The 25,563-nt window shown below is 72.2% G+C and carries 34 protein-coding genes, 2 tRNA genes and 1 pseudogene; 21 read left to right on the top strand and 16 right to left on the bottom strand.

The annotated features are described in order from the left end of the window. Positions 1–141: 141 nt before the first annotated feature. The 6 genes and pseudogenes from ABZ671_RS16700 to ABZ671_RS16675 form a co-directional block, all read left to right on the top strand. Positions 142–678 (top strand): RNA polymerase sigma factor, encoded by a 537-nt coding sequence (locus ABZ671_RS16700; RefSeq protein WP_357858035.1) that lies wholly within the window; start codon positions 142–144, stop codon positions 676–678. Further along, positions 675–1,502, top strand: coding sequence for a zf-HC2 domain-containing protein (locus tag ABZ671_RS16695; RefSeq protein WP_357858032.1), 828 nt, complete (start codon positions 675–677; stop codon positions 1,500–1,502). The genes ABZ671_RS16700 and ABZ671_RS16695 overlap by 4 nt, the downstream gene beginning before the upstream one ends. Next, positions 1,499–2,278 carry an ABC transporter ATP-binding protein gene (locus tag ABZ671_RS16690; RefSeq protein WP_357858029.1) on the top strand — a complete coding sequence of 260 codons (780 nt, stop codon included), beginning with the start codon at positions 1,499–1,501 and terminating at the stop codon, positions 2,276–2,278. The genes ABZ671_RS16695 and ABZ671_RS16690 overlap by 4 nt, the downstream gene beginning before the upstream one ends. Further along, entirely contained in the window at positions 2,275–3,540 is a 1,266-nt protein-coding gene (locus ABZ671_RS16685) for an ABC transporter permease (RefSeq protein WP_357858026.1), read from the top strand. Before ABZ671_RS16690 ends, ABZ671_RS16685 begins: the two co-directional genes overlap by 4 nt. Beyond that, on the top strand, positions 3,537–4,205 hold the full coding sequence (locus ABZ671_RS16680) for a hypothetical protein (RefSeq protein WP_357858023.1): 669 nt from the start codon (positions 3,537–3,539) through the stop codon (positions 4,203–4,205). The genes ABZ671_RS16685 and ABZ671_RS16680 overlap by 4 nt, the downstream gene beginning before the upstream one ends. Continuing rightward, a pseudogene (locus tag ABZ671_RS16675) lies at positions 4,157–4,455 on the top strand (hypothetical protein); the annotation flags it as partial. The gene ABZ671_RS16680 and the pseudogene ABZ671_RS16675, both read left to right, overlap by 49 nt. Before the next feature lie 51 nt (positions 4,456–4,506). Here the strand turns inward: ABZ671_RS16675 and ABZ671_RS16670 are convergent. Further along, positions 4,507–5,652, bottom strand: coding sequence for an ice-binding family protein (locus tag ABZ671_RS16670; RefSeq protein ID WP_357858020.1), 1,146 nt, complete (start codon positions 5,650–5,652; stop codon positions 4,507–4,509). 243 nt (positions 5,653–5,895) lie between these two features. Here ABZ671_RS16670 and smpB point away from each other — a divergent pair, with 243 nt between their 5' ends. Together smpB and ABZ671_RS16660 are read left to right on the top strand one after the other, a co-directional pair. After that, positions 5,896–6,381 (top strand): SsrA-binding protein SmpB, encoded by a 486-nt coding sequence (gene smpB, locus ABZ671_RS16665; protein WP_357858017.1) that lies wholly within the window; start codon positions 5,896–5,898, stop codon positions 6,379–6,381. 564 nt (positions 6,382–6,945) lie between these two features. Continuing rightward, positions 6,946–8,184 carry a family 16 glycosylhydrolase gene (locus tag ABZ671_RS16660; RefSeq protein WP_357858014.1) on the top strand — a complete coding sequence of 413 codons (1,239 nt, stop codon included), beginning with the start codon at positions 6,946–6,948 and terminating at the stop codon, positions 8,182–8,184. Between the two features lie 69 nt (positions 8,185–8,253). On the opposite strand, the gene ABZ671_RS16655 is transcribed toward ABZ671_RS16660, so the two are convergent. Next, positions 8,254–8,667, bottom strand: coding sequence for a hypothetical protein (locus tag ABZ671_RS16655; RefSeq protein WP_357858012.1), 414 nt, complete (start codon positions 8,665–8,667; stop codon positions 8,254–8,256). A 9-nt stretch (positions 8,668–8,676) separates the two neighbouring features. Here ABZ671_RS16655 and ABZ671_RS16650 point away from each other — a divergent pair, with 9 nt between their 5' ends. Next, positions 8,677–8,868: a hypothetical protein gene (locus ABZ671_RS16650; RefSeq protein WP_357858009.1), complete on the top strand. Its 192-nt coding sequence runs from the start codon at positions 8,677–8,679 to the stop codon at positions 8,866–8,868. A 1-nt stretch (position 8,869) separates the two neighbouring features. On the opposite strand, the gene ABZ671_RS16645 is transcribed toward ABZ671_RS16650, so the two are convergent. Continuing rightward, a complete protein-coding gene (locus tag ABZ671_RS16645) occupies positions 8,870–9,889 on the bottom strand; it encodes an NAD(P)/FAD-dependent oxidoreductase (RefSeq protein WP_357858007.1) in 1,020 nt (339 codons plus the stop codon). Between the two features lie 79 nt (positions 9,890–9,968). Between ABZ671_RS16645 and ABZ671_RS16640 the strand changes: the two genes are divergently transcribed. Further along, positions 9,969–10,595: an XRE family transcriptional regulator gene (locus ABZ671_RS16640; protein ID WP_357858004.1), complete on the top strand. Its 627-nt coding sequence runs from the start codon at positions 9,969–9,971 to the stop codon at positions 10,593–10,595. A gap of 135 nt (positions 10,596–10,730) precedes the next feature. Here ABZ671_RS16640 and ABZ671_RS16635 read toward each other — a convergent pair whose 3' ends face one another. From ABZ671_RS16635 to ABZ671_RS16625, 3 genes are read right to left on the bottom strand one after another with little or no spacing between them, the layout of a single operon-like run. Beyond that, on the bottom strand, positions 10,731–11,048 hold the full coding sequence (locus ABZ671_RS16635) for a hypothetical protein (protein WP_357858001.1): 318 nt from the start codon (positions 11,046–11,048) through the stop codon (positions 10,731–10,733). Further along, positions 11,012–11,341: a hypothetical protein gene (locus ABZ671_RS16630; protein WP_357857998.1), complete on the bottom strand. Its 330-nt coding sequence runs from the start codon at positions 11,339–11,341 to the stop codon at positions 11,012–11,014. The genes ABZ671_RS16635 and ABZ671_RS16630 overlap by 37 nt, the downstream gene beginning before the upstream one ends. After that, positions 11,338–11,607 (bottom strand): methyltransferase domain-containing protein, encoded by a 270-nt coding sequence (locus ABZ671_RS16625; RefSeq protein WP_357857995.1) that lies wholly within the window; start codon positions 11,605–11,607, stop codon positions 11,338–11,340. Before ABZ671_RS16625 ends, ABZ671_RS16630 begins: the two co-directional genes overlap by 4 nt. A 250-nt stretch (positions 11,608–11,857) precedes the next feature. Here ABZ671_RS16625 and ABZ671_RS16620 point away from each other — a divergent pair, with 250 nt between their 5' ends. Then, positions 11,858–13,102, top strand: coding sequence for a helix-turn-helix domain-containing protein (locus ABZ671_RS16620; RefSeq protein ID WP_357857992.1), 1,245 nt, complete (start codon positions 11,858–11,860; stop codon positions 13,100–13,102). A gap of 18 nt (positions 13,103–13,120) precedes the next feature. Here the strand turns inward: ABZ671_RS16620 and ABZ671_RS16615 are convergent, their stop codons facing one another. Continuing rightward, a complete protein-coding gene (locus tag ABZ671_RS16615; protein ID WP_357857989.1) occupies positions 13,121–13,354 on the bottom strand; it encodes a potassium transporter TrkA in 234 nt (77 codons plus the stop codon). A 128-nt stretch (positions 13,355–13,482) separates the two neighbouring features. Next, positions 13,483–13,686 (bottom strand): hypothetical protein, encoded by a 204-nt coding sequence (locus ABZ671_RS16610; protein WP_357857987.1) that lies wholly within the window; start codon positions 13,684–13,686, stop codon positions 13,483–13,485. Positions 13,687–14,130: 444 nt separating this feature from the next. On the opposite strand from ABZ671_RS16610, the gene ABZ671_RS16605 reads away from it, so the two are divergent. Next, positions 14,131–14,955, top strand: coding sequence for a rod shape-determining protein (locus ABZ671_RS16605; protein ID WP_357857984.1), 825 nt, complete (start codon positions 14,131–14,133; stop codon positions 14,953–14,955). Between the two features lie 67 nt (positions 14,956–15,022). After that, positions 15,023–15,343: a TraR/DksA family transcriptional regulator gene (locus ABZ671_RS16600; protein ID WP_357857981.1), complete on the top strand. Its 321-nt coding sequence runs from the start codon at positions 15,023–15,025 to the stop codon at positions 15,341–15,343. Positions 15,344–15,376: 33 nt separating this feature from the next. On the opposite strand, the gene ABZ671_RS16595 is transcribed toward ABZ671_RS16600, so the two are convergent. The 3 genes from ABZ671_RS16595 to ABZ671_RS16585 are packed head-to-tail and all read right to left on the bottom strand — an operon-like array spanning position 15,377 to position 17,272. Beyond that, entirely contained in the window at positions 15,377–16,273 is an 897-nt protein-coding gene (locus ABZ671_RS16595) for an alpha/beta fold hydrolase (protein ID WP_357857978.1), read from the bottom strand. Positions 16,274–16,277: 4 nt separating this feature from the next. After that, positions 16,278–16,706, bottom strand: coding sequence for an NUDIX domain-containing protein (locus tag ABZ671_RS16590; RefSeq protein WP_357857975.1), 429 nt, complete (start codon positions 16,704–16,706; stop codon positions 16,278–16,280). A 41-nt stretch (positions 16,707–16,747) separates the two neighbouring features. Then, positions 16,748–17,272, bottom strand: coding sequence for a 2'-5' RNA ligase family protein (locus ABZ671_RS16585; protein WP_357857972.1), 525 nt, complete (start codon positions 17,270–17,272; stop codon positions 16,748–16,750). 181 nt (positions 17,273–17,453) lie between these two features. Here ABZ671_RS16585 and ABZ671_RS16580 point away from each other — a divergent pair, with 181 nt between their 5' ends. Beyond that, positions 17,454–17,945 carry a GerMN domain-containing protein gene (locus ABZ671_RS16580; RefSeq protein ID WP_357857969.1) on the top strand — a complete coding sequence of 164 codons (492 nt, stop codon included), beginning with the start codon at positions 17,454–17,456 and terminating at the stop codon, positions 17,943–17,945. Here ABZ671_RS16580 and ABZ671_RS16575 read toward each other — a convergent pair. The 3 genes from ABZ671_RS16575 to ABZ671_RS16565 are packed head-to-tail and all read right to left on the bottom strand — an operon-like array spanning position 17,926 to position 19,911. Beyond that, positions 17,926–19,050, bottom strand: a complete 1,125-nt coding sequence (locus ABZ671_RS16575; protein ID WP_357857966.1) for a glycosyltransferase — start codon at positions 19,048–19,050, stop codon at positions 17,926–17,928. The genes ABZ671_RS16580 and ABZ671_RS16575 overlap by 20 nt on opposite strands. Further along, positions 19,047–19,637, bottom strand: coding sequence for a TetR/AcrR family transcriptional regulator (locus tag ABZ671_RS16570; protein WP_357857963.1), 591 nt, complete (start codon positions 19,635–19,637; stop codon positions 19,047–19,049). Before ABZ671_RS16570 ends, ABZ671_RS16575 begins: the two co-directional genes overlap by 4 nt. Before the next feature lie 58 nt (positions 19,638–19,695). Then, the gene (locus tag ABZ671_RS16565) at positions 19,696–19,911 is read right to left on the bottom strand and encodes a hypothetical protein (protein ID WP_357857961.1); all 216 of its coding nucleotides are present in this window, start codon (positions 19,909–19,911) and stop codon (positions 19,696–19,698) included. A gap of 159 nt (positions 19,912–20,070) precedes the next feature. On the opposite strand from ABZ671_RS16565, the gene ABZ671_RS16560 reads away from it, so the two are divergent. From ABZ671_RS16560 to ABZ671_RS16530, 7 genes are all read left to right on the top strand, one after another. After that, positions 20,071–20,658: a hypothetical protein gene (locus ABZ671_RS16560; RefSeq protein WP_357857958.1), complete on the top strand. Its 588-nt coding sequence runs from the start codon at positions 20,071–20,073 to the stop codon at positions 20,656–20,658. Positions 20,659–20,660: 2 nt separating this feature from the next. Continuing rightward, positions 20,661–20,798, top strand: coding sequence for a hypothetical protein (locus tag ABZ671_RS16555; RefSeq protein ID WP_357857955.1), 138 nt, complete (start codon positions 20,661–20,663; stop codon positions 20,796–20,798). Next, positions 20,795–21,310, top strand: a complete 516-nt coding sequence (locus ABZ671_RS16550; RefSeq protein ID WP_357857952.1) for a sigma-70 family RNA polymerase sigma factor — start codon at positions 20,795–20,797, stop codon at positions 21,308–21,310. The genes ABZ671_RS16555 and ABZ671_RS16550 overlap by 4 nt, the downstream gene beginning before the upstream one ends. Positions 21,311–21,525: 215 nt before the next feature. Continuing rightward, positions 21,526–22,764: a helix-turn-helix transcriptional regulator gene (locus ABZ671_RS16545; RefSeq protein WP_357857949.1), complete on the top strand. Its 1,239-nt coding sequence runs from the start codon at positions 21,526–21,528 to the stop codon at positions 22,762–22,764. A gap of 191 nt (positions 22,765–22,955) precedes the next feature. Then, a complete protein-coding gene (locus ABZ671_RS16540; protein WP_357857946.1) occupies positions 22,956–23,123 on the top strand; it encodes a hypothetical protein in 168 nt (55 codons plus the stop codon). Then, positions 23,113–24,312: a helix-turn-helix domain-containing protein gene (locus tag ABZ671_RS16535; RefSeq protein ID WP_357857943.1), complete on the top strand. Its 1,200-nt coding sequence runs from the start codon at positions 23,113–23,115 to the stop codon at positions 24,310–24,312. Before ABZ671_RS16540 ends, ABZ671_RS16535 begins: the two co-directional genes overlap by 11 nt. 303 nt (positions 24,313–24,615) lie before the next feature. Continuing rightward, complete coding sequence (locus ABZ671_RS16530) at positions 24,616–25,203, top strand: hypothetical protein (protein ID WP_357857940.1); 588 nt, start codon at positions 24,616–24,618, stop codon at positions 25,201–25,203. A 174-nt stretch (positions 25,204–25,377) separates the two neighbouring features. Here the strand turns inward: ABZ671_RS16530 and ABZ671_RS16525 are convergent. Together ABZ671_RS16525 and ABZ671_RS16520 are read right to left on the bottom strand one after the other, a co-directional pair. Next, positions 25,378–25,450: transfer RNA gene (locus ABZ671_RS16525), tRNA-Gln, on the bottom strand. Between the two features lie 24 nt (positions 25,451–25,474). Next, positions 25,475–25,547 (bottom strand) — tRNA-Arg (locus ABZ671_RS16520). Positions 25,548–25,563: the final 16 nt, after the last annotated feature.

Here is a 25,563-nt window from a genome sequence, read left to right as displayed (position 1 = left end):
ACGGTTGACCGTAGGCACGGGACGGGACGCCCAGAAGACACCGGCCGCCACAATTTCGGCGCATCCGGCGGCCCGGGCCGGCGGGGTATCCGGCACCGGCTGGCGAGAACCGTTCCGCGCGGGAGTGCGTCCTAACCTTCTGTGATGGAGGCGGACGACAGAGAGCTGCTGCGCCTCGTCGGCAAAGGTGACCGACGGGCGTTTGATCTCTTCTATGCCCGAAACGCGCCCTGGCTCGCGCTGCGACTGCGCCGCCGCTGTCGCGACGCGGAACTCGCCGACGAAATGCTGCAGGAGGTCTTTCTCACGGTCTGGCGGGCCGCCGGCAGCTACCGGGGCGACGGTGAGGCCGTCGGCTGGCTGTGGTCGATCGCCACACGCCGGCTGATCGACGCGAACCGGCGGGCCCGGGTCCGTCCGCAGACCGTCGACGCGCCTGATGACGCGCAGTTGGCCTGGTCGCCGTCCGCTGAGGAGGAGGCGATGGCCGGGGCGTACGACGCCAGGCTGGAGCAGGCGTTGCGCCAACTGTCGCCCGAGCTGCGGGCGGTGCTTCAGGCGACCGTCCTGGACGGCCTGACCGTCCGGGAGGCGGCCCTGGTGCTCGGGCTGCCGGAGGGGACCGTCAAGACCCGCGCGATGCGCGCCCGCCGAGAGTTGAGGGCCTCGCTGTCATGATCACCGGTGACTATCACCTCCATGACCTCGTACTGCGCGCCTACGCCGAGGATCGGCTCGGCGATACTGACGCCTGGTCGGTCGAGGCGCACCTCGACCACTGCCCGGCCTGCCGCGCCCGTCTCGTGCCCGACGAACAGATGGGACAGCGGCTTGCCACGTTCGGGGCGACGCTGCGGGCGAACCTGCCGCAGCAGGGCAAGGTCCGGTCCGGCTCCCGCTGGCGGCAGGTCACCGTCCTGGTCGGGGCGGGGCCGGCGGCGCGGCGCGGTTGGCTCGGCTCGGTTGCGGCGACGATTGGGCTGTTGGTGGCGCTGGCTGCCGGTCCGGCGGAGGCCCGGTCGTGGCTGCTGCTCATTGCTCCGGTGCTGCCGGTGCTCGGAGTCGCCGCCTCGTACGGGCTGCGGGCCGACCCGTTGCACGAACTGGTGGGGGCGACCCCGTACGCCGGATTGCGGATCGTGTTGTGGCGGTGCCTGTCAGTCTTCGCGGCGACCGCGCCGGTCGCGCTCGCGGCGGGGAAGGTTTCCGGCATCGGCGTACCGGTGCTCTGGCTGCTGCCCTGCCTCGCGCTGACCGCGCTCACGCTCGGGCTCGGCACGCTGCTGGAGATCGGACGAGCTGCTGCGGTGGTGGCGGCGGGCTGGGCGGCAATGGTTCTGGCGCCGGTCGGCAGGGAGTGGACGGGGACGGTGCTAGCGCCGGTCGGCAAGGCGTGGCTGGTAGCGCCGGAGACCGGCCTGGCGTGGGCGGCGGTGACGGTGTTCGGCGGCGCGTTGATGTTCTGGCGGAGGGATCGGATGGAGATCGGGGTACGGGGATGACGGTGAACGTGGAAGGGCCGCCGACGGTGACCGTGGAGGGCCTGCGAGTCAGCTACGGAAAGCGGGTGGTCCACGACGGCCTGGACCTGGCGCTCACCGCGGGTGTGCACGGGCTGCTCGGGCCGAACGGTGCGGGCAAGACGACGCTGATGCGGGTGCTGGCGACGGTGGCCCGGCCGGGCGGCGGCCGGGTGCGGCTGCTGGGCCGGGACATCTCGGACCGCGCGGCGCTGCGCGCGATACGCCGGCAGTTGGGCTACCTGCCGCAGACGTTCGGCTTCTATCCGCGCTTCACTGTCCGTGAGTTCGTCGAGTACTTCGCCTGGCTGCGGGAGATGCCCCGGGCGCAGATCCCGCTCGCGGTCGACCGGGCGTTGGCCCGGGTCGGGATGCTGGAGCGGGCCGATGATCGGATGAAGCATCTCTCCGGCGGAATGCTGCGCCGGGCTGGCATCGCGCAGGCGATAGTCAACGACCCGCGTCTCATCCTGCTCGACGAGCCGACCGCCGGCCTCGACCCGGAGCAGCGGGTCGAGTTCCGGGCCCTGCTGCGGGAGTTGGGGGTCGACGCCTGTGTCCTGGTCAGCACGCACCTGGTCGAGGATGTCGCCGCGGCCTGCAGCCGGGTGAGTCTGGTCGACGGCGGCCGGCTGGTCTTCGCCGGCACTCCGCAGGAGTTGGCCGACGCGGGCGGGGATGGCGACAGCGGCGACTCCGCGATCGAGCGAGGCTATACGGCCGTGCTGCGCGGCGCGCGGGCCGAGGTCGCCGGGTGAGGCGCCCGCTGCAGGTAGAACTTCTCCGGGGTACGGCCCCGGCCGCCGCGCTGGCCATCTTCGGCGGCACGGTCTGGATGCTCTGCGTGCACGCCGATGTCTGGGCGGGCCGCTGGGCCGGGCTCGTCGGCTATTTCCGGGTCTGCCTGCTGATCCTCTGCGCGTTGATGGTTGCCGCCGGTGCCTGGCAGGCCGGCCGCGAGCGCCGCCGTGGGATGGGCGAGCTGCTCGCCTCGACGCCCCGTCCGGCCTGGCAACCGCTGCTGGTCTCCTGGCTGTCGGTAGCCGTTGCCGGCTCGGCGGGAGCGGTAGCCGTACTCGGTGGTGCAGCGGCGCTGGTCGGCGCGCAGGCCACGTATCCGGGACGCGACTGGTGGTGGGTGCTGCTGGTTGGGCTGCTCGCCCTCTGGGCCGCCGCCGCGTTCGGGGTCCTCGTCGGACGGCTCGTCCCGTACCGGGCGATCGCTCCGATCGCCGGCGTCGCCACCTACGTCGGGCTCGGTGCCACCACCTACGTCGACGTCTACCGGGCCACCTGGCTCTCCCCGGTCCGTGACAACCTGCGCGCCGAACTGTTGATCCCCGGCGAACTCCACCTGGCGCAGGCGGCGTGGTTGCTCGCGTTGACCGCCACCCTCCTCGCGCTCGCGGCACGGATACGCTGGGTGACGGTGGTCGCCGTCGCTCTCACCGCCGCCGCTGCGGTGCCGATCGTCACCGGGCCGCGGGTCAGTCGACTCCCGACCGACCCGCGCGCCGTCGAACCGGTCTGCACCACCGACGGACCGCCGGTCTGCATGGCGCGCGTCAACGCCTTCCTCCTCGACGACGTAGCGGCAGCGATCCAGCCGCTGCTGACCCGGATGGCGGGGATTCCCGGCGCTCCGACCCGGGCGGCAGACAGCACGATCCTGCCCGACGGGCAGGTCCCGGGGCAGGCCGAGACCGTCTGGCTGAATCTGCTCGAGCAGCCGCAGGTGTTTGGTGGCCTAGCGGAGGTGAGCGAGCTGCGCAGCGGCTTCCGCCAGATAACCGAACCGTTCTGCGATCACGCGCATCTGGACTACTCGCCCGAGGTTGACAAGGCCCGCACCGTCGCCCTGCAATGGCTGCTCGACGAGCAGCAGCCCTTGTCTGACCTGCCGACCGATCGACTCCGGGCGTTGCCGCTCGACCAGCAACGGGCCTGGTTCGGCGAGTATCTCGCCGCCGCGCGAGCCTGCGACGGGAAGCGCCTGGCCGAGCTCGGGGAGCGGCTGTGAACCGATCCCGCGCCCCCGAGGGGCACAAGCGACGGACCGCGCAAGCGAACGCACGCCTGGCACAACTGCATCTGCGAGCCCGGGGCGGGCCGGTCTTCGGGGCCGGCCTCGGACTGGCCACGCTCCTCGCGTGGAGTGCTGGGGACTGGCTCGCGTCCAGGCCGTACTTCGCCGGGCCGGTGGCCCGCATGCCGGTCGTCCTGCTCGCTCCGCTGATCGCCGCAGTGCTGCTCGCCCCCACGCTGGCCGGCGCAGACGATGAGCTGGAACGCGGCACCGCGCTGCCGTGGCAGCGGTGGCGCCTGGGCCACCTGTTGCTCGCCGCAGCCACGATCGGCGGGCTGCTGGCGCTGACCGGGCTGCGGGCGCCGGAGGTCTTCGGGGCGTACGCCCTGCTGCGCAACACGCTCGGCTGCGTCGGGCTGGTCGCGCTCGGTGCGGCGTTCCTCCGCGCCCGACTCGCCTGGCTGCCCGCGTTCGGCTACGTCTGCGCCGTCTACGCGGCGACTCCGCGTCAGATCGGCGGGGCGGCAGGCATCTGGGCCTGGCCGGCGCAACCCTCGTCGGTCATTACCTCCTGGCTGACCGCTGGCACTCTCTTCGCGTTCGGCACCCTCTGGTACGCCGCCCGCGGCGCTCAGCGTGGTCCCAGCCAAGATCGCTAACCTCCGCCGCCGGCTGGCTGCGCCACCTCGCCGGCGACCCATCGAGGTACGCTCCGCCGGCAGCGCACCCGCCAACCAGATCAACCCGGCCGCCGTCGAGGCCATGCGCGAGGTCGGCATCAACATCACCGACCAGACCCCGACCCGGCTCATCTGGGACACCGCCGAGGCCAGCGACGTCATCGTCACCATGGGCTGCGGCGACGCCTGCCCAGTCTTTTCCGGAAAACGGTACGAGGACTGGCAGCTCGCCGACGAGCGAGCCCCGGCGGCCGGTGACCGGCCGCCGGGGCATGCCCGGTCAGGACTTGGACGTCCGGCGGCGGAAGAGGAGAAGCAGGATCGCGCCGGTCGCGACAGCGACGCTGCCGACTCCCGTCAGGACGGGTATCAGTGCACTACCGCCGCTGCTGCCCGTCACCGGGAGCACCGTGCGGCTGGGAGTCGGTAGCCCGGTCGGGGTTTCCGTGGGGTGGCCGGTAGGGCCGCCTGTCGGAGTGCCCGTGGGGGTACCTGTGGGTTGGCCGGTGGGAGTGCCTGTCGGAGTGCCCGTGGGAGTTCCTGTGGGTTGGCCGGTGGGAGTGCCTGTCGGAGTGCCCGTGGGAGTTCCTGTCGGCTGGAGGCAGAGGGGTGCCGTGATGGTGTTGGTGTCGAGGGTGACGGCGCCAGTCTGCGCCAGAGCGCGGCCCTGGAGGGTGGCGCCGGTGTTCATGGTGATCGAGGTCTGGGCCAGGATGTTGCCCACGAATTCGGTTCCGGTCCCGATCGTCGCCGAGCTGCCCACCTGCCAGTAGACGTTGCAGGGCGAGGCGCCGTTGATGAACACCACGCTGCTGTTGGACGCGGTGATGAGGGTGGAGTCGATCTGGAAGATGAACACGGCTGCCGGGTCGCCCTGCGAGTTCAGCGTCAGCGTGCCGGTCAACTGCGCGGCGCCGATCCGGTACACCCCGGGGGTGAGCGTGGATCCGCCGAGTTCCGCGGGAAGGTTGGTGAACGGGGTCCGGCCGGCAGCGTCGTTGTAAGCGGTGGTCAGGTCGTTCTTGGCTTGCAGGGCGACGGCGTCGCCGAGGTGGGTCTCGCCGGCGACAATGCCCGGCGGGAAGCCTGGTGCGGTGTTGCCGGGGGAGACGCCGAGACTCTGCCCTAGGAAGCTCGGGCCGGTGTTGGTAACGGTGGAGCCGGCCAGCACGGAGAAGTTCGCCGCTGTCCCAAGGCCGACCGGCGCTTCGGCCGCGCTGGCACCGGTTCCGCTGAAAATCAGCAGGGCGACGGTAGCGCAGGAAGCGGTGACGGCCGCGAGTGCTGGCAGCACCGCGCGGCGGAGATGACGGATTGGTTCGACTGTCACGATGCGCCCTTTCACGAGTGCGTCTCGCGAGATGCCGTGTGGCGTGCGTCGGGAGATCGCACTGAAATGCAGGTGTGGATAAGCGAACTTTTCCATAGTTAGTGCAGCTATGTCCGTATTACAGCCCAGATGGCTGCGTCACGTCACCGGCCCGGCCGTCCGGCTCGGCTGCACCGCCTCGGGCCCCGACGCCCCCAGCGGAGTGAGGCAGCGGCTAATCGTGGAGTTCATCTCGGCACGCTTGGCGGTCCGGATCCGGCCCGCTGACCACCCCGCCGGCGCCGACCCCGACCGGCGGCGGCGGGTATCCTGCTCCGGGTCGGCGAGCGGGAGGTGCGTGTGGCCAGGGAGAACGGGCGCAAGCTGATCGCCTCCAACAAGAAGGCGCGGCACGACTACACCATCCTCAAGACGTACGAGGCCGGCATCGTGCTGGCCGGCACCGAGGTGAAGTCGCTGCGCGAGGGGCGGGCGTCGCTGGTCGACGCGTTCGCCCAGGAGCGCGACGGCGAGATCATGCTGTACGGCCTGCACATCGCCGAGTACGGCTATGGCACCTGGACGAACCACCAGCCGCGGCGCACCCGCAAGCTGCTGCTGCACCGGATCGAGATCGCGCGGATCCTGGAGAAGCTGCGTGAGGGCGGGGTGACCCTGGTGCCGCTGTCGATGTACTTCTCCGACGGTTGGGCCAAGGTCGAGCTGGCGTTGGCCCGGGGCAAGAAGTCGTACGACAAGCGGCAGGCCCTCGCCGAGCGGGACGCCAACCGGGAGATTGCCCGCGAGCTGGGCCGCCACCTCAAGGGCGCCCGCTCGGCCCGCTGACCCTGGCCCGGCTCCCGGCGCTCCGCCTGCTGCCCCTGGGCCTGACGGCCGGCGGGGCGGCACTTAATCCCTTCCTCGCGGTAACAGTGTAACGAATAGAGCCCAAAGGGCTTCGGTCACGCCGCGTAATGTCGCTGATCGACGCCGCGCCGACGACTGTCGCCGTCCCGACTCGCTGACCAGGGATTTCCACGAATCGGCTTCCGCCCCGCCCCGCCCTTGCCTCCGCCTTTGCTGTGCAGCCATATCCGCATCGGAAGCTGTGCGTGACCGTTGCGTCCGTGGCTGCAGAGCAAAGGCTGGTCGGGGTGATCCCGTCCGATGCCAGCTGCCGATACCGACGGTGACAGCGGTGTGGTCGGTCAGGCCCGCCGGGGCGGGGTGTCGAAGCGGCGGCACCCGCGTTGCAGGCCGCCTCGGGTGCCGGCCCATAACGGCGAGGTGGAGAGCGCTCCCTTGACAGACTTAATCCATATCTTTAAGTATGTCTATTAATATGGTTTGTTAACTGTTCGATCCGTCCCGGCCCTGCCGGTGACGGGCCGACCGGTCAAGGGAGGCACTGTGCGCAGTATTCGCACCATCGCCGCCGTGGCGCTGGCGAGCGTGGGCCTCACGGTCGCGGTCATCGCGACCACGAGCGCACCGGCCGCGGCGGGACCCGGCGCGGTCACCTGGTCCGACGACTTCAACGGTCCGGCCGGCGCGGCGCCGGACGCCAGCAAGTGGCGCTACGACATCGGCGGCGGCGGCTGGGGCAACAGCGAGCTGGAGTACTACACGTCGAGCACCCGCAACGCCGCCCTCGACGGCAACGGCAACCTGGTGATCACCGCCCGCAAGGAGAACCCGTCCGGCTACTCGTGCTGGTACGGCAGCTGCCAGTACACCTCGGCCCGGCTGCTGACCAACGGCACGTTCAGCCAGGCGTACGGCCGGTTCGAAGCGCGGATCAAAATCCCGAGGGGGCAGGGGATCTGGCCCGCGTTCTGGATGCTGGGCAACGACATCGCCACCAACCCGTGGCCCAACAGCGGCGAGATCGACATCATGGAGAACATCGGCCGCGAGCCGTCCACGGTGCACGGCAGCCTGCACGGGCCGGGCTACTCCGGCGGTAACCCGCTGACCGGCCAGACGTCGCTGCCGGGCGGCCAGGCCCTCGCCGACGCCTTCCACACCTACGCCGTCGACTGGGCGCCGGACTCCATCACCTGGTATCTCGACGGCGTGGCCTACCTGCGCAAGACGCCGGCGGACGCCGGCAACAACCGCTGGGTCTTCAACCACCCATTCTTTATGATCATGAACGTGGCGGTCGGCGGCACCTGGCCCGGCTCGCCGGACGGCAGCAGTGTCTACCCGCAGACGATGACCATCGACTACGTCCGGGTCCAGGCCTGGGACAACGGTAGCGGTGGTGGCACCGCCGGCCAGATCGTCGGGTACGGCAACAAGTGCGTGGACGTCGCCAGCTCCAACACCGCCAACGGCACCCCGATCCAGCTCTGGACCTGCAACGGCACCGCCGCCCAGCGCTGGACCTGGAACGCCGACGGCTCGGTACGCGCCCTGGGCAAGTGCATGGACGTCACCGGCGGGTCGACCGCCAACGGCGCGAAGGTGCAGCTCTACGACTGCAACGGCACCGGGGCACAACGGTGGACGTTCAGCTCCGCCGGGGACATCGTCAACCCACAGTCGAACAAGTGCCTGGACGCCACCGGGGTCAGCTCCGCCGACGGCACCCCGTTGCAGATCTGGGACTGCACGGGCGGGGCGAACCAGAAGTGGCGACGCTGAGCGGAGCAGGACCGGGCGCGGCCCGGTGAGCGCCGGGAGCCGGCCGGGTCCGACCCGGCCGGCTCCCGATCAGAACGGCGCGTCCACCGACAGCCGCCGCACCTGCGTGAGGTACGGGTCCAACTCCCCCACCTCGAACCGGCAGGTGCCGATGACGTGCCAGAACTGCCCGCCCGGGTCACCATCAAGCTTGTATCGCCCGTCCGGGCTGACCGCCGCCCAGCCGTCGGGCAGGCCGATCAGGGTGGCCCGCAGCTGCGCGTGCTCCGGGTCCGCCACGTCCCACAAACGCACGGTGCCGTCGTCGCCGGCGCTGGCGAGCAGCGTTCCGTCGTTGTTGAAGGACACCCCGTATACCCGGTCGGTGTGGTGTTCGAGGGTGCGCCGGCAGGTCGCGGTCGCCGCGTCCCACAGCCGGACGAGCCGGTCGTCGCAGCCGGTGGCGATGGTCTCGCCGTCCGGGCTGAACGCGACCGCCCGCACCCGGCCCTGGTGCGGGGCGAGCGTGCCGGCGTCGTCCACGTAGCCCCGGGGCAGCTCCGGCTGCCCGGTGAGGCCAGACGGGCGTACCGCAACGGCGACAACCTCACCCTCGACGGCGCCGACACCGGCGCGCGGACCTGGGAGACCTTCCTGGCCGAGCGGCTGCCGCAGCCCGGCGGACGCGTCGGCCTTCCTCGCTGAATCACACCCCGTGACGGCGGTCGCCCATCACCAGCTCGCTGGTCCGGGCCTCGGACTGGGCCGAGAACGGGTCTCGGTGAGCGGCGACGGCCTGCCGGGTCTCCTCGGCGACCAGGTCGGCGTTGATCGCCGCCGCGGCCACGGTGCCGGCTGCGGCGGCGGCACCGACCTGGGCGGCCAGATCGGTCACATTGCCCGCGGCCCACACCCCGGGCACGTCGGTACGGCCGGTCGCGTCGGCGGGGATCTGTTCTCCGGCCCCGGAAGGGTGTGCCGCCGGCAGCAGCCCGAGCGCCGCCAGGAAGCCGGCGCGCGTCACCATTCGCGGCGAGACCGCCAGGGCGTCGCGGCGGACCAGCCGGCCGTCGCCCAGCCGTACACCCACGAGACGGTCCTCGACGATTTCCAGGGCCGCCACCGCACCGTCCACCGTGCGGATGCCCCGGGCGGCCAGCTGCTCCGCCTGCTCGCCGCTGGGCGGCGGCATGGTGTGGGTGAAGTAGGTGACGTCGGCGGTCCACTGCCGGAACAGCAACGCCTGGTGCACCGACAACGGCCCGGTGGCCAGCACCCCGATGGCCCGGTCCCGAACCTCCCATCCGTGGCAGTACGGGCAGTGGAGCACCTCCCGCCCCCACCGGTCCCGCAGTCCCGGCACCTCCGGCAGCTCGTCCACCAGCCCGGTCGTCACCAGCAGCCGGCGCGCCCGCACCCGCCGGCCGTCGGTCAGCGCCACCGTGAACCGGTCACCCTCGTGCGCCGCGGCGCCGACCTCACCGTCGATCACCTGCCCGCCGTAGCCGCGCACCTCCGCCCGGCCGCGCTCCAGCAGCTCGGCCGGCCGGATTCCCTCCCGGGCCAGCAGACCGTGCACCCCGTCCGCCGGTGCGTTACGTGGGGCGCCGGCGTCGACCACCAGCACCGACCGGCGGGCCCTAGCCAGCGTCAACGCGCCGCTCAACCCCGCGGCGCCCCCGCCGATCACCACCACGTCGTAGCTCTCCCCGACCTGCTCGGTCACCTTGACCACCTCCCAGGCCAACCATCCGGGCATACGGGGAAACCAGCAAGCTCCTTTGCCATTATGGCAAACTGACGGAATGGACGACGACCTCGGCCAGGCGCTCACCGCCGTCGGTCCTCGGTTACGCGCGCTGCGCCGGCAGCGCAACACCACGCTGGCCGACCTGTCGGCGGCGACCGGCATCTCGGTGAGCACCCTGTCCCGGCTGGAGTCCGGCGCCCGCCGGCCGACCCTGGAACTCCTGCTTCCCCTAGCCCGAGCCCACGGCGTCACGCTCGACGAACTCGTCGGCGCCCCGCCCACCGGCGACCCGCGCATCCACCTGCGCCCGATCACCCGCCACGGCATGACCATGCTGCCGCTGACCCGCCGGGCCGGCGGCATCCAGGCGTACAAGCTGGTGATTCCGGCCGGCAGCCGCCGCAGCGAACCGGATCTGCAGACCCACGAGGGCTACGAGTGGCTCTACGTTCTCAACGGTCGCCTGCGGCTCGTCCTTGGCGCCCACGACCTGGTCCTGTCCCCCGGCGAGGCGGCCGAGTTCGACACCCGCGTGCCGCACTGGTTCGGCGCCGCCGACGCCGAGCCGGTGGAGTTTCTCAGTCTCTTCGGCCAGCAGGGCGAACGCGCCCACCTGCGCGCCCGACCCGCGACCGGGCCGACCGGCGCGCCCCCGCCCGGGACAGACAGACCTGCCGAATGAGGGGCGCGCTCATGCCGGGAAATGGTTCAGTGGCACGCCCTCGCCGTACCGCCCTGCCCGGTCACGCGGCGTCGGCCTGGCGGGCGTGGTCGTCACCCGTCAACGCAAAAGGGGTCGCCCCCTGGTCGTCCAGGGTCACCAGCCCACGGTCGCCAGGCCGATCGGGGTGAGCTGGCGGACCTGCGGCTCGATCCACTGTGCCGCGGTCACCAGCTTGACCAGCCGGTCGATGGTCTCCGGCGGCCCGGCCACACAGCTGCGCCGGTCTGCCGGGCAGCCGTACCGGTCGTCGAAGCGGCCACCGTCGAGGGCCCGGACCGCCATGCCCGCCTCGACGGCCAGCAGCATCCCGGCCGGCAGGTCGACCGCCTCCGGCCGGTAGCCGACGATGCCGTCGATGTCGCCCCGGGCCAGCATCACCCAGGACAGCAGCGGCGCCCACAGTTGCAGCACCCGCCGGGGACCCGCCCGTAGAGCACGTGGCTGAGCAGGTCCCAGCTGTGCGAGTGCATGGCGGACGTGGTCGGCCGCACGGTCGGCGGGTCGGCCGGCCAAGCGTGCACGCAGATGCCGTCGGGACCGGCGCGCTCGATCGGCAGGCAGGTGAAGCCGAGCGGGTGGCGGACGGCCAGCAGCGGCCGCCGCCCCTCGGCGATGTCGTCGAGGACGGTCAACACCCAGCCACGGAGCAACTCCGGCCGGGTGCCCCGGTCGATCTCGCGTTCGAGGTCGGCGTAGCTCATCATGCGTACGGGTTCCTCGCCTGGACGGCCTGGCCCACGATGTCGGCGACCTCGCGGTCGCCGAAGGACCGGGGTACCAGCCGGTCCTGGACGGTGGCCAGGTTCGGGGTGGTGAGCACCAGCAGACCGCCCGGCGCGAGCACCCGGTGGCACTCCCGTAGCAGCGCCACCGGGTCGTACACGTGCTCGATCAGCTCACCGGTGACCAGCCCGGCGAAGCTGCCGGCGCGGAACGGCAGGCTGCGGGTGGCGTCCAGGCAGACCGGCACCGCCCGCCCGCCGACCGTCCGCCTGGGCGCTGCGGGACAGGGCTCCGATCGGCGGCTCGACCATGCAACCTCCACTGCGGTCGCCGTAGACAGCCCCGCTCCGCGGGGCGAGGCGGCGTGCCGCACGCGCCGCCGGCCCACGAGGTCCGAGGCCACCGCCGGTCGGTTCCGGCGACCGCGCCGACGCCTCGGTAAGCTGGCCGGGACCGGATCGGCGGGAACGGGCGACGGGCCAGAGGGAGCGGCGGCGATGACCGGTGGCAGCCGGCGGTCCGGCCAGGGAGCCGCGGACGAGACCGGCCGGGACGCGTGCCTGGCGGCGATCGCCCGGGCCGCCAGCGCCGACGCCGGCGGGGTGCCGGTGGACCTGCTCGGCGACTACCTGTGGTTGCTCGCCGAGGCGGCGGTGACCGGGCGGCGGCCCCGGCGCGCCGAGCTCGACGCCGTGGGCGTGCTGGGGCGGCGCGCCGCCGAGCAGGGCGTGTCGGCGGGGCGGGCGGTCCAGCTGTATCTGTCGGCGGCGCGGCGGCTGTGGCAGCAGCTGCCGCAGTTGACCAGTTCCACCGACAGCGAGGTGGTACGCGCGGCGGCCGAGGCGGTGCTGCACGTCGTCGACAGCGCGGTGGCCACCCTCGCCGAGGGCTACGCCGCGGCCCGCCGGGAGCTGATCCGGCGCGAGGAGACGCTGCGCCGGGAACTCGTCGACGACCTGTTGCGCGGCGACTCCGACCTGGGTGGCCTGGTGGGGCGCGCCGAGCCGTTCGGGCTGGACCTGGCCCGGGTGCACCAGGTGGCGCTGGCCGCGCCGCGCCGGCGACTTCCCGACACCGACGCGGCGATCAGTGCGCTGGAAGGGGTCATCTTCGACCGGCTCGGCGACCGCGACGTGCTGGTGGCGACGAAGGAAGGGCTGCTCGTGGTGATCGCTCCCGCCGACGCGGTGCCGACCGAGCGGGGCGCCCGCAGGCGGGAGCCGGCCGGCGATCTCGGGCGCCTGATGCACGCCGAGCTGGATCGCATGCCGCGCGGCGGCCCGTGGCAGGTGGCGGTCGGCCGCCCGCACCCTGGCCTCTACGGCATCGCCCGTTCCTACGAGGAGGCCCGCGAGGCGTTGCTGACGGCGCAGCGGCTGAACACCGACGCCCCGGTCATCGACGCCCGCGACCTGCTGGTCTACCGCGTCCTGCTGCGGGACCAGCCCGCCATCGTCGATCTCGTCCAGGCGGCGCTGAGCCCGCTGTGCCACGCCCGTGGCGGAGCCCAGCCGCTGCTGGACACCCTGGAGGCGTACTTCGCCACCGGCGGGGTCGCCACCGAGGCTGCCCGCCGGTTGCACGTGTCCGTCCGCACGGTCACCTACCGGCTGGACCGGATCAGGACGCTCAGCGGTTACGACCCGAACGACCCACGCGACCGGTTCACCCTGCAGGCCGCGGTGTACGGCGCGAGGGCGCTGGACTGGCCGCGCCAGCCGTTACCCGGGCCCGCGTCGTGACGGGCGGGCCGGGCAGCGTCAACTCCGGTCGTCGTCGGCGACAACGTCGAGGCCCAGCAGGCCGGCCAGCTTGACCGCCTCGGCGCGGGTGAGGCGGAGGCCGCAGGTGTTGTCCGGGTCGTCCGCATCGTCGTAGATGACGTCCCGGCGGTCCAGCCCGAGGTACTCGACCACCCCGACCCGGCGGCCCTGCGCCGTGGTGAAGGTGTGCCGTATCCCGATCCCCGGCAACGGCGTGTGTTCGATGTTCATCAACTGTGCTCCGTACGGGAAGGGCCGATGAGGAAGCCCCGAGGGGTGCGGCCGGTCGGCCGGCGACCCCGGCCGGTGGCTCGGGGCGCGGCCCGGACCGGGGTGCGATAGAACGTGGGACGGCGGCCTCAGGCGGCGGCCGGCCGGCCCGGCGGCGCCCGGTCGGCCGACCAGGCCGGGACACAGCCCGGGGTGGCCCTCGCCAGCCCGAGCACGAAGCACAGGCGCACCGCGCGGCCGGCTCGCCGGGCCGCGGTGAGCACAGCCACGACCACGAACATCGCCAGCGCGGTGCGCGAAGCGACGTCGAGTCGGAGCCGAAGGTCTGCCATGCGGCCCACCATAGTCCGACGATCGGCATCCCGTCGCCGTCGTTGTCACCGCCGGCTGCGGCCGGCTTCCCGGTGGCCCCACGCCGAGGCAGATCGCCGACGGCCGGCAACCAGGACGCTGGAAGTTAGCCGGCCGTAGGTCATGTCGGTCCGTCGCTTCCGACCGACGCTGGAAGTTCGACAGTTTCTGACCGGCGAGGAGGTGCGTGATGACGACCACCGAGCGTCGGCCGATGTCCCGGCGGCCCGCGCATCGGCCCCTGTCCCGCCGCCCGGCGTTCCGGCCCCTGTCCCACCGGCCCGCCTCGCGCCGCACTCCGGGCCCGGTCAGCGGCTGACCGGAGCCGTCGAGCGCCCCTCCGGCCCACGCGTTCCGCCATCTTCCACGCCGCCCCCGACACGGGGCGGCGCATCGTCATATCCACTGTGGAATAAGAGGTCAGCATGCCCGTCATCCAGGCCCCGATCGGTCGCCCGTTGGGCACCGCTGGCACCGCCTCCGCGCACCGCACCACCAACGGGACGCCCACCACCCGTCCCAGCCCGATCGCCGTCGATCTCGGCAGCGGTCAGTTGCGGATCCGGCTCGGCGGTCACGAGCCAATCACCACCCTGGTCGCCGACCGGTCGGCTCGCAGGTATCCGCTGGTTCGGCGCGGTCGAATCATCGACGGCCCCGGATGCGCCACGGCGCTGACCCAGCTGCTGCGCCAGCATCAGCCCGGGATGCCGGCCCGGCCACTGGTCGTCGTGTGCCGGCCGTTGCTGGCGACGGCGGCCGACCAGGACACCACCCGGCGGGTCCTCGACGCTGTCTTCGCGCCCACCCGGCTGCTGTTCATCGACACCGTGCGCGCCGCCGCCATCGGTGCCGGGGCCGGCGCCGGCACGCTTCTCGTGGCCGACGTCGGTGCCCAGATCACCGAGGTGGCCGTCCTGCGCGACAGCCAGGTCATCGCCGGCCGACGGGTGAACCTCGGCACCTGCGACCTCACCGACGGGGCGACCGTCGGCGTGCTCGCCGACCGGCTCGCCCGCCTGGTGCGGGAGTTGACCCAGGGCACCGACGCGGTGCCGGCGGCCGTCACCGCGCTGGCCCGCGGGATCGTCCTGGTCGGCGACGGCGCCACCCGACCCGACCTCAGAGACCGTCTCGCCGCGACGACGGGCATCCCGGTGCACCGTGCCGCCGGGCCGCGCACGGCCGCACTGACCGGCGCCAGCCTGGCCGCCGCGGCCGCGGCCCGCCATCCGGCTGTCGACGACTGAACCCGAGCCCTGACCCCATCACCGTTCACACCGACCGTACCGGCGCCGCCACCGAAAGGCACCCACCATGACGGACACGCTGCTCAGTCGCACCGCAGCCCTGCGCGACATCCTCGAACGGCAGTTCCAGGCGCACACCGGTCAGCTCCTCGAGCTCACCGCGTACAGCCGGGAACCCAACCATGGTGGCCACGACCCCGACACCCTGCGGGCGCTCATGGAGACGGCCCGCCAGGGCATCGCGGACAGCGCGGGGGCACTGCGACGCATGTCCGAGGGCACCTACGGCCGATGCGAGAGCTGCGGCGACGAGATCCCGGTCGCCCGGCTGGAGATCCGGCCGTCGGCCCGCTACTGCGTCCCCTGCCAGCAGCGGCAGCCCCGCTGAGCACCGTCGCCGGAGGCGGACGACCCGGACAGGTCAGTCCGCCAGCGCCGCGCTGATCGCACGCACCTGCCCGGGCGCGACCGACCGCCAGAAGTCGTTGTCGTGGCAGCCGGTGCTGATCTCCACGGCACCCGGGTCGGGCAGCCGGCCGCGCAGCACGCGAACCGCCTCGGCGAACGGGTCGGCCGCGCCGATGGCGATCCGCACCGGCAGGCCAGCGAACTCGCGCGCTCGGGCGGTCACGTCGTACCGGTCCCACTCGGCGGCGCTGTCGAACGCGCCCCCGTTGACCCGCTTAGCGTCGGCGTACGAGTGGAAGATCGCCGGCGAGGTGGCGACCACGGCCCGGAACCGGTCGGGGTAGGTCAGCGCGGCGACCAGGGCACCGTACCCGCCCATCGACCAGCCGGCCACCGCGACCCGGTCGGTACGCAGCCCCCGCTCGGCGAGCAGCGGCAGGAACTCGTCGACGAGCATGCCGAGCGAGTCGTCGTCGGCGTGCGGATGCCAGTAACCGTTCCCGCCGTCGGGGGCGGCGAGGACGAACGGGGCCGCCCCCTCGGGTAGCGCGCCGGCCAGGAACTCCGGGAACCCGCCCGCGCCGACGGCGCTGCGGGCGTCCGCCGCGTACCCGTGCAGGGCCAGGCAGACGGGCAGCCGCGCGCCCGGGGCGTACCCGGGCGGGTAGGAGAGCGCGAAGCCGACCTCCCGGCGGCGGGCCGTGGAGCGGAAGCTGCCGGTGACCGGCGGCGGCGCGGGCGCGCGCGGCGCGTCCGGTGGGCGGGCGTCGCAGCGGCCGAGCGCGTGGTTGAGCACCGACCGGCCCGGCAGCACCTCGGCGTCGACCAGGGCGACACCCGCCCCGCCGAGCCCGACGAGCCCGACGGCCGCGCCGAGGGATTGGAACAGGCGGCGTCGGCTCAGCGGCATCCGATCACGGTAACCGGTCCAGGGCATCCGGCAACATGGCCAGGGTGGACGCGACCTGCGAATGCAACGGCGCGGGCAGCGCGTCCCGGGTGTACCAGCCGAGCCGGTCGAACTTGTGCGGCTCACCGATGGCGACCGTGGCCGGGTCGACCCGGACCGCGAAAACCACCGCCACCCAATGCGACGGCGGGTCGTCGCGCAGCACGTTGCGGACCCCGAGCAGGGTGATCGCCAGCGGGGCCGTGGCATATTCCTCGCCGACCTCGCGGGTGACGGCCGCGTCGAAGGTTTCCCCGAACTCCAGCGCGCCCGCGCCGGTGTCCCAGGTGCCCGGTTCGTCGCGGGCGCCGGCACCGCGCCGGGCCAGCAGCAGCCGGCCGGCACCGTCGTGGCAGACAAAGACACAGGACACCGAGGGGGTACGCGTGGACATCCACTCATTCTGCGCGCCCCGAAGGGCGGCCTCGTTGCCGGTCACCGAGAAGCAAGGGCGAACCGGGCCCGAGTCACCCACTGGCTGCCGTCGAAGGCGAGAAGGCGCGCTTCCGTAGCCACCGCTGCCACCGGCAACCGGGCGGCAACCTCGCTTTCAATCAGCGCGAAGGTGGTCTCATCGGTGCCCTCGGCCACGGTCAGGTGCGGCACGACCACGTCATGTGCGCCGCCGTACGGGGGCGCCTCCGGCCACTGCTCCACGATCCCAGCGGTCAGACTCCGGAACGTATCGGCTGGGTCCGGATCCAGGTACAGGACGCCCGGAAACCTGCCGCAACGAGGAAAGGCCACCTCGAACGCCGGCTGACGAGCGAACAGCGCGCGAAGCTGCTCCATCACCGACTCGTCGATCCGGCTGAGCTCCAGGAACGGGTACAGCAGGGTGACGTGCGCCGGCACCCCCACTGAAGCCGATCTGTCGTAGAGCCGCCGCCATCGCTCCACCACCGGTTCTGCTTCCGGCACCGCGACGACGATTGCGGTCTGTCCGGCGTCAATCGGCATGGGCCGAGTATGCCGGCCTCCCTTGCGGTGGCGGCACCCGATTTCTGCGCCAGTCCCGGCGATCGACCGCCACGGGACCACCGAAACGGTCTGGTGATCGTCCTGAGGATCGACAGGAGGACAGCACACCCCGTCCGCCGCGACCACCGTCGAGACGACCGGCCCGGCGGGGACGATCACCGTGCAGCTGTGGTTCACCCGCGACGGAAAGCTCGTGCCGACCCGGCGTACGCTGCCCGCCACCGTGGCCACCTCCCGGCTGGCGCTCACCGAACTGGCCGCCGGCCCGTCCCTGGCCGAGACCGCCACCGGCATGACCAGCCTGGTCCCGCCCGGCGGACAGGTCACCCGGATAGCCGGCAGGGTGGCAACACTGGTGCCGCCGGCCGGCCTCGACAGTGGCGGTGTGACGAGCGTCCGGCTCCGCCGGGCCCAGATCGTCTGGACGCTGACCCAGTTCCCCACCGTGCGCCGGGTGGCCTTCGCCGACGCCGCACCGACCGGCCGCGACGACTACGCCGACCTGCTGCCGCCGATCGTGGCGACCGCCCCGACGATCGGCGACCGGATCACCAGCCCGGTCACCGTCACCGGCACCGCCGAGGTGTCGGCCCGGGACGGCTCCCGGATCAACGTCGTGGCGATTCCCGTCGTCATGGCCGCCGCTGGGTAGGGACGGCCACCTGCTCGATCAGGTCCGCGGCGGCGGTCGCGCCGTCGGCCGAGCGGATCTGCTTGCCGAGCCGGGCAGCGGCGGCACGATGCGGGCCGTCGCCGAGCATGCGTTCGATCGCGGCGCGGATGTCGCCGACCGACGCGGACCTGCGCAGCACGGTGGCAGCGCCCTGACGGGCAACTGCCCGGGCCACCGCAGGCTGGTCGCCGAGCGCAGACATGGGGATGAGAACCATCGGCAGGTCGTGCGCCAGCGCCTGGACGGTGGTGCTGTGCCCGGCGTGCCCCACGACCAGGCTCACCGTCGGCAGGATCGGTGCGTGCGGCAGGAACTGGTGCACCTCGACGTTGGCCGGTGGGCGGATCTCGTCGGGCCGGATACTGTGGCCGGTCGTGACCACCACCTGCACGGGCAGGCCGGCGACCGCATCCATGATCGACTGAAGCGCGGCCCGCTGACCCACGTAGTAGATCGAGCTGAGGCTGACGAGGATGCGCGGCTGCCGGGCGTGGGGCGTCGGAGCGGGCGCACCGACGGGCCACACCGGGCCGGTGATCCGCGCGTTCGCGGGCAGCGCGGCGGCAGCCTCCTCCAGATCCGGGGCGGTCGCCACGAGACTCAGCTCGCTGCGAGCCCACAGCCGAGCCGGCGGGATGCCCTTGGCCCGCGCGGCCAGCCCGATCGGCCCCCGAGCCCAACCCTTACCGCTCAGGTAGCGGTAGACGGTGTGCATCAGCGTGACCTGCGGCACGCCGAGATCCTGAGCGGCCTGGATGCCGGCCAGCAGCATGCAGTCGACCACGGCGACGTCGGCCGGCTCGCGGCGTAGGGACTCGGCCACGTCCGCGCCCACGGCCTGCTCGGTGAACAGGCGCACATACTTCACGGCCCACTGCGGGCTGCTGGTGCGCGCCACCGGTGACCAGGCGCGGGCCTGCCGGTACGGCTCGAAGCGCAACCCGGCCGCCTCCACCGCCTGGTGTTGACGCGGGTGGCCGAGCACGCGAACCGCGTGGCCGCGACGACGCAGCTCGGCGGCGATGCCGAGTGCCGGCGGCACGTTGCCGCCACCGTCCCAGGTGACGACGAGCGCAGACGTCATCGTGCCCCTCCAAGGATCGCGGTGATGAGGTGTCGGACGCGGGCTTCGGCCTGTTCCCTGGGCAGCCGGCGGTCTCGGGTGAGCAGCTTCCACGTGTACAGGTCCGTTGCGATGACCAGCAGATCAAGGGCCGTCTCCCGTGCGTCGGGCGATCGGGCGGCGAGCATCGGCGCGAAGACCTCACCGACCCAGTCACGGTGCACTTCGCGCCCCTGCTGGGTCACCGTGTGGGCCTTCGGGTCGCGGGTTTCCTGGGCGAGGAGGCGCAACATCACCTCGCCCCAGCGCTCGTAGTGGTCGAACAGCGTCCGAACGGCGGCGGCGATGTCGCCGACCGGGGCGCGTCGTTCCGTGGCGACCTGCTGCACGGCGTGCGTCGCTGCCGCCTCGAACAGGCCGTCCCGGCTGCCGAAGTGCCGCAGGACCGTCTGCACGCTCACCCCGGCGGACTCCGCGACATCGTTGAGGACGATCTCCATCGACAGCTGCCGAAGGACCAGCGCCACCGTGGCGTCCAGGATGCGCTGCCTGGTCTCCGCCGCCGCGGCCGCCCGCGCCGTCTGGACGTAGACCCGTTTGGCATTCACACGTCTCAGTGAACGCCATCGACCATTTTCATGTCAATGGCGTTGACGCGAAATTGTCCTAGCTGGCGGCCTCCGGGGTCTCGTAGATCCACGACTCGGCCGCACCCTCGGGCGCCCGCTCCACTCGGCGGTATTGGACGTCTTCCGTCGACTCGTGGGGTCCGTGCAGCTTCAGGTCGTACGTCATCGGCGGGTCGTCCGCGTCCGGCACGTCCCAGTTCACCGCCACCCCGTCGTACGGACCGCCCCGCAGCCGCACCCTCACGATCGCCACGCTACTGACGGTAGCGAAGCCGAGGCCCACGCGGGCGCGTTAGCCGACTGTCGCCCGACGCCACCTGCCCGGCCGGCGAAAAAAGGCAAACCAGTCTGTCACACCGAGGGTCCGACCGGACATTCCACCAGCAATGGCCACCGCGAGCGAAGGAGTGAGATGGCCGAACCACACGAGGCAGAAGCGGAACTGGACCGGCTGCTGCGGAGCGCGGACCCCGGACCGGGGCCGAATGTCACGGCGCTGGTCGATGAGATTGGGCAGGCGGTGATGGTGGCCGACCCGATCCGGTCGACGGACCGTCGCGGTGCCGGTCGCGGACGTCGGTGGAGCGCGGCGGCCGTGGTGGGCGTGGTCGCGGCGCTGCTGACCGCCACGACGGCTGTCGCGTACACCGCCCTGGTGAGCGCGCGCACCGGCGAGTACGGCAAGCCCGGCGTCACCGAGAACGACACGAGTGAGTGGCTACGCTCCGACGGAGACGACTTCCGGAAGGTGGTGGAGGAGCTACGTCCCACCGAGGTGCCGGTGCCCCCAGGTTTCACGTACGCGGCGAACGTGGACGCGTACGTCGAGTCAAACACCAAGGAGCGGGTGGCGCTCCAGGTCACGAAGTGCGGGCCTCCTACGCGTACTGGGCGGTGTGCGCGTGGGAGCGCGACTGGCTGGCCGCGCACGCCGTCGGTGACGAACCCCGCCGTGCGGCCGCCAGCGCGATCCTGCGGGATGCGCCGTCCTGGCCGCTGATCGTGGCTACCGACGGCGGCGGGGTGGTCGACCACCTGCGTACGGTGGCCGAAGCGGCCGAACGCGGGGACCAGGAACCCGTCCGCCGCGCAGTGGAGATCGACTGCCGGCCACTCCCCGCGGTGGAGGGCACCCGGTGAACCTCTCGGAACAACGGTTCACGCACCTCGTCCAGGCCGCAGGTAGTCGGATTCTGTCCTATCTGACCCGGCGGGTGGACCCGCCGTGCGACGGCGCGGACCTGCTCGCGGACACGCTGACCGTCGCGTGGCGGCGGATCGCGGACCTCCCCGGCGACGACGATCAAGCCATGGCGTGGCTCTTTGGCATCGCCCGGGGCGTACTGGCCAACCACCGCCGCGGCCAGACCCGACGCGCGGCCCTCGCCGACCGGCTCCGCGCGCGTCTCGCCGACCGGCCGCCCGGTCCCGACCCGTCAGGCGAGACCGTCGCGATCCGGGACGCGCTGAACCGGCTGCCCGACCCTGATCGGGAGTTGATCACCCTCACCGCCTGGGACGGGCTCACCGCCGACGAGGTCGCCGCCGTACTCGAAATCACGCCGGCGGCGGTCCGGCAGCGACTGGTGCGAGCGCGCGGCCGGCTCCGTGCCGCGCTCCTCGAACACCAAGCGCCCGCGCCTCCCGCCTGACGAACCGCAGCTAAAGCTGAGTCACTGTGGGCATGTTGGGCCGATGACGCCTGACGACCAACAGCGATGACCAATGCGCATGCGAGCAGACAGACGATCGCCGAGTGTAGGTGTCGGGATACTGCTTGCGATCGGGCTCGGGTGTACCGTCCGAAGTGGCAGCTCGTCGGGGTGGGACCGGCGGGTGATCGCTGAGTCCTCTGGCGGGAGATGGCATGACCGGGGCCACTGTCGGTGATCGTCTTGCGGAGATCCGTCGTGAGTCGAGGCTGACGCAGGAGCAGCTTGCCGAACGGTCCGGTGTCAGTGTCGAGGTGATTCGGAAGCTGGAGCAGGGCAGCCGGGGTACGGCTCGCCTCGGCACCCTGCACGCGCTCGCCCGTGCCCTCGGGGTGTCGACATCCGCGCTGCTGGGTGATGCATCGCAGGCCGCTGCGCGTAGGGAGTCGGGCCACCGGCAATTGTCGTTGGCGGAGATCCGCCGGGTGGTCGCCCCGGTGCGAGGGATCGATGGTGTCCCGCTCGTCGTGCCGGCGGGTGAGCCGCCCAGCCTCGACACGCTGCGAAGGAATCTGCACGCCGCCGACCGGGTCTACAACGCCGGTGACTACGCCGTCGCGTTGCGGGTCGTGCCGCCGCTGCTGGTGAACGTGCGCGCCGCCGTCGGCCTTGCCAGCGATGAGCGGCAGGCCGAGGCGTACGACCTGCTCGCCCGCGCTCAGCACCTGGCGGGTGGTCTGCTGATCCAACTGCGGGCCGACGATTTGGCGCAGACTGCGCTCTCGGGAGCCCTCGACGCCGCTCAGCGGTCCGGGGATCAGGTCGTGTCGGCCACCGTCATTCGAACGATGTGTTGGCTGTTGATGCGCCAGGGGCGAATCGGTGAGGCGGCCGAGTTGGCGGTGGTCACCGCTGACGGGGTCGAGCCGCGATTGTCTCGGGCGACTCCGGCCGACCTCGCCGCGTGGGGTTGGCTGCTGCTGACCGCCGCCGCAGCGCAGGCCAGGGACAATCGGCCAGATGAGGTGGCCGACCTTATCGGCGTTGCCGCTGCCGCTGCGGTTCGGATCGGTGAGCGCGTGCCGGCATCGGATCATCTGATGTTGGTGGGCGGATTCGACACCGCCAAGGTGCAGATGCAGCGGGCAGAGGCGGCGGCCGTGGCCGGGGACGCGGGTCGGGTGCTGGAGTTGTCCGCGCTGGTTCCGCCGGTGCCCACCATCAGCAAGTCGGCGTGGCGGCGGCATCGGCTGGACCTGGCGTGGGCGTATTCGGAGTTGCGGCGGTACGGGAAGGCGACGGCGGTGCTGACGCAGTTGCGGGACACAGCGCCTACGTGGCTGCGGCAGCAGCGGTACGCGCGGTACATCGTGGACTCCGTCGTCACGGGTCGCCGTCGAGCGGTGACGGACGAACTGGCGGAATTGGCCGAACTGATGGGCTGCGCGCTCTGACTGGTACGGCGCGTCCGAGTCGCTGAGGCGCGATCTTCGGATCGCACCATCCGCACCTGTGCGTTCACCGCGGGTCACAGCAGTCTGTGGTGGTGCGGTGACCTGCTGTTGACGCCGGTCGCCGACGCCGGGCGCGGCGATGACGGTCCTTCCAAGAGCTTGCCGCCGCGCCCCTGCCAACGGAGGTGGGGATGCAGGATCAGGGCGACAAGCCGGCGGTGAGCCGGGGTGAGCGAGTCGAGGCCGCCGAGCGGGAGGCGGCCAAGCAGCGGATTCTCGCGCAGGCCGAGGCCGAGCGGATACCGGTCGAGGAGACCACTCGGGCGGTGCCGGACCGGCGGTGGCGTCGTGGACAATAGTGAACTGCCGATAGGCCGGCGGGTCGCGTGGTGGCGGGCCCGGCGGAGGATGACCCAACAGATGCTCGCCGACCGGTTGGGCAAGTCCAAGAGCTGGGTGGACAAGGTCGAACGTGGGGTCCGCGCCCTGGACAAGTTCTCCGTCATCCAGGACATCGCCGAGGTGCTGCGGGTGGAAACGGCGGCGCTGGTGGGTGGCGATGCACGGCCGGGGACGATGGCCGGCGGCGAGGGTGTGGACGAAGTGCGAACGGCGCTCGCCTGCTACGACATTCCTGCGGCGATGGTAGGCGGCCGGCCTGTGATGTCGGTGGGTGAGTTGGGTCGGCGGGTGGAGCACGCGTGGTTGACGTACCAACATGCGCACTATCCGCAGTTGGTGCGGCTGGTGCCTGACCTGCTCGGCGACGCCCGATGCGCGCACGCCGCCGGCGGTGGGGGCGATGTGGCGGGCCTGCTGGTGCGGGTGTACCAGGTCATGGCGGCGGTGCTGGTGAAGCTGGGTGAGGCGGACGTTGCGTGGCTGGCAGCCGATCGGGCGATGACGGTGGCCGCCGGTGATCCGGTGTGGGCGGCGGGTGCGGCGGTGCCGCTCGGACAGGCGTTGCGCGGGGCGGGGCAGGGCCGGCTGGCGATGGCGGTGACGATCGCTGCCGCGCACCGGCTCGCCCCGATGGTGCCGCGTGACGCCTCGCCGGCCGAGGTGGCGTTGTGCGGGACGCTGTGGGTCGAGGCGGCACTTGCCGCCGCCACCTGCGGCGACGAGCGTGGCGTGGTGGAGCTGATTGGTCAGGCCGCCGAGGTCGCTGAGCGGGTCAACGGCGGCCAGGACCCTGATCGCACCGGGTTCGGGCCGGTGAGTGTGGGGGTGGCGCGGGTGGCAGCGGCGGTCGAGCTGGGCGACGGCGGCGAGGCGGTCGCCCGGCACGAGGAGGCCGTCAGGGCGCACGGGTGGGCACGGCTCCCGGTCGAGCACCGAGCCGCGCACCTGATCGATGCCGCGCGGGCGTACCTCCAGATCGGCGACCTGCTGCGGGCGGGCCGCGCCCTCGCCGAGGCCGACCGACTCGCACCCGCCGAGGTCCGGATGCGGCCGGCGGCGCGTACGGTGATCGCCGAGGTAGCCCGGAGCGGCCCGGCAGCGGCCGGCGTGGCGCGACTGGCGGCCCTGGTCGGCCTGACCCGATGACCGCGCCGTTCCTCACTCTGGCCCAACTCCGGCCCACTTTGGCCCAGATTCGCAACCGGCTCACCCTGAAGACGCTGGTCGTTCGCGCTACCACCGAGCCGATTAGGCCGATCGTTGCCCGGTCTGCCGGATCCCGCAATGCTGTCGGCCACCGTCGCTCAGGGCCTGCTCACGGCAGTCGGGCATGCAGATCAACGCCTTGCAGCCGTTGATTTGATGGGCGGGGTCGGTCGCCGACGACCGCCCAGGACCCGTAGCTAACGTACGGATCGGCCTGTCGCCAGGTGCCGTACGGTGATCGCCATGACGCGGACCGAGGTTCTGCGCGATCTGCTGGACAACGGCCGGGGTTACGACACGCCGCAGCTGGAGGCGATCGCCGCCGAGCTCGGCCTGCCCGTGGCCGACGTGCTCGTGCTCGCGGGCCATCCGGTGCCGGGTCACCTGCTACCGCCGGACCGCGACAGGGAGGTCATGCGCGCATTTGTCTACCGCGTGACGTACTGCAACCATCCGCAGCTGGCGGCCCTGCGTGAGTTCCTGCTCGCCATGCCGGATGAGGGCACGGCACCCGAGCCTCGGCCGGCCCGCGATCCGGCGGACCCGGACCCGTTCCCAGCCGTCCTGCACGGCCTCATGCGCAATCGCGGCTTCGGGTGGCGGGAGTTCCCGTTCGTCGGGCTGTCGATGAGCACCATCAGGGGCATGCTGGGCGGGGCATGGCACCACCTGTCGCAGTTGCAGGCGGTAGCCGGGCCGTTGGGCTGGAGCAAGGAGGACCTGGCCGCGCTCGCGGGCGAGCCACTGCGGCCCCTAGACCACGGTCCTATGTTCTGTCACCACGTCAGCGCGGTGCTCCTGGCCGCCGTCCCTGCACGACCGAACAGTTGATGCGCGCCGCCCGTGAGGCGGACCGGCTGAGCGCGCGCGAGGACCACGGCGCCTGGCAACCGGTCTCCCAAGGCATCTACGACTGCCCAACTTCTCAAACACGCGCGTAGTCCGCTCGTTCGGACGCACATTGAGCGGCACCTGCCTCCCGCCGATTGGCCACGAGGGCGGTCGCTGCGAGCGGAGGACTCGAACCTCCAACCTTCCGTTCCAGAGACGGATGTGCTGCCAGTTGCACCAGCTCGCATGGTGTCCGCCGAGCGGCGGACCGTGCCCCGACCAGGATTCGAACCTGGGCTCTCCGGTTTCGTAGACCGGCGCGCTCTCCGCTGCGCCACCGGGGCGGGTGGCCGGCGCCCA

Source organism: Micromonospora sp. NPDC006766, assembly GCF_040636055.1.
Taxonomy (GTDB): domain Bacteria; phylum Actinomycetota; class Actinomycetes; order Mycobacteriales; family Micromonosporaceae; genus Micromonospora.
Note: the sequence above shows the minus strand (reverse complement) of the source record. Positions and strands in the feature narration are given on the sequence as shown.

Bases quoted from the DNA above. Each gene is read 5' to 3' on its own strand.
- ABZ671_RS16545 (WP_357857949.1), top strand. From the start codon at position 21,526: ATGACCGGGGCCACTGTCGGTGATCGTCTTGCGGAGATCCGTCGTGAG.
- ABZ671_RS16540 (WP_357857946.1), top strand. From the start codon at position 22,956: ATGCAGGATCAGGGCGACAAGCCGGCGGTGAGCCGGGGTGAGCGAGTC.
- ABZ671_RS16575 (WP_357857966.1), bottom strand. From the start codon at position 19,050: ATGACGTCTGCGCTCGTCGTCACCTGGGACGGTGGCGGCAACGTGCCG.
- ABZ671_RS16590 (WP_357857975.1), bottom strand. From the start codon at position 16,706: ATGTCCACGCGTACCCCCTCGGTGTCCTGTGTCTTTGTCTGCCACGAC.
- ABZ671_RS16695 (WP_357858032.1), top strand. From the start codon at position 675: ATGATCACCGGTGACTATCACCTCCATGACCTCGTACTGCGCGCCTAC.
- ABZ671_RS16530 (WP_357857940.1), top strand. From the start codon at position 24,616: ATGACGCGGACCGAGGTTCTGCGCGATCTGCTGGACAACGGCCGGGGT.
- ABZ671_RS16560 (WP_357857958.1), top strand. From the start codon at position 20,071: ATGGCCGAACCACACGAGGCAGAAGCGGAACTGGACCGGCTGCTGCGG.
- ABZ671_RS16615 (WP_357857989.1), bottom strand. From the start codon at position 13,354: ATGAACATCGAACACACGCCGTTGCCGGGGATCGGGATACGGCACACC.
- ABZ671_RS16585 (WP_357857972.1), bottom strand. From the start codon at position 17,272: ATGCCGATTGACGCCGGACAGACCGCAATCGTCGTCGCGGTGCCGGAA.
- ABZ671_RS16690 (WP_357858029.1), top strand. From the start codon at position 1,499: ATGACGGTGAACGTGGAAGGGCCGCCGACGGTGACCGTGGAGGGCCTG.
- ABZ671_RS16610 (WP_357857987.1), bottom strand. From the start codon at position 13,686: ATGGCAGACCTTCGGCTCCGACTCGACGTCGCTTCGCGCACCGCGCTG.
- ABZ671_RS16640 (WP_357858004.1), top strand. From the start codon at position 9,969: ATGGACGACGACCTCGGCCAGGCGCTCACCGCCGTCGGTCCTCGGTTA.
- ABZ671_RS16595 (WP_357857978.1), bottom strand. From the start codon at position 16,273: ATGCCGCTGAGCCGACGCCGCCTGTTCCAATCCCTCGGCGCGGCCGTC.
- ABZ671_RS16630 (WP_357857998.1), bottom strand. From the start codon at position 11,341: ATGATGAGCTACGCCGACCTCGAACGCGAGATCGACCGGGGCACCCGG.
- ABZ671_RS16600 (WP_357857981.1), top strand. From the start codon at position 15,023: ATGACGGACACGCTGCTCAGTCGCACCGCAGCCCTGCGCGACATCCTC.
- ABZ671_RS16670 (WP_357858020.1), bottom strand. From the start codon at position 5,652: ATGGAAAAGTTCGCTTATCCACACCTGCATTTCAGTGCGATCTCCCGA.
- ABZ671_RS16605 (WP_357857984.1), top strand. From the start codon at position 14,131: ATGCCCGTCATCCAGGCCCCGATCGGTCGCCCGTTGGGCACCGCTGGC.
- ABZ671_RS16620 (WP_357857992.1), top strand. From the start codon at position 11,858: ATGACCGGTGGCAGCCGGCGGTCCGGCCAGGGAGCCGCGGACGAGACC.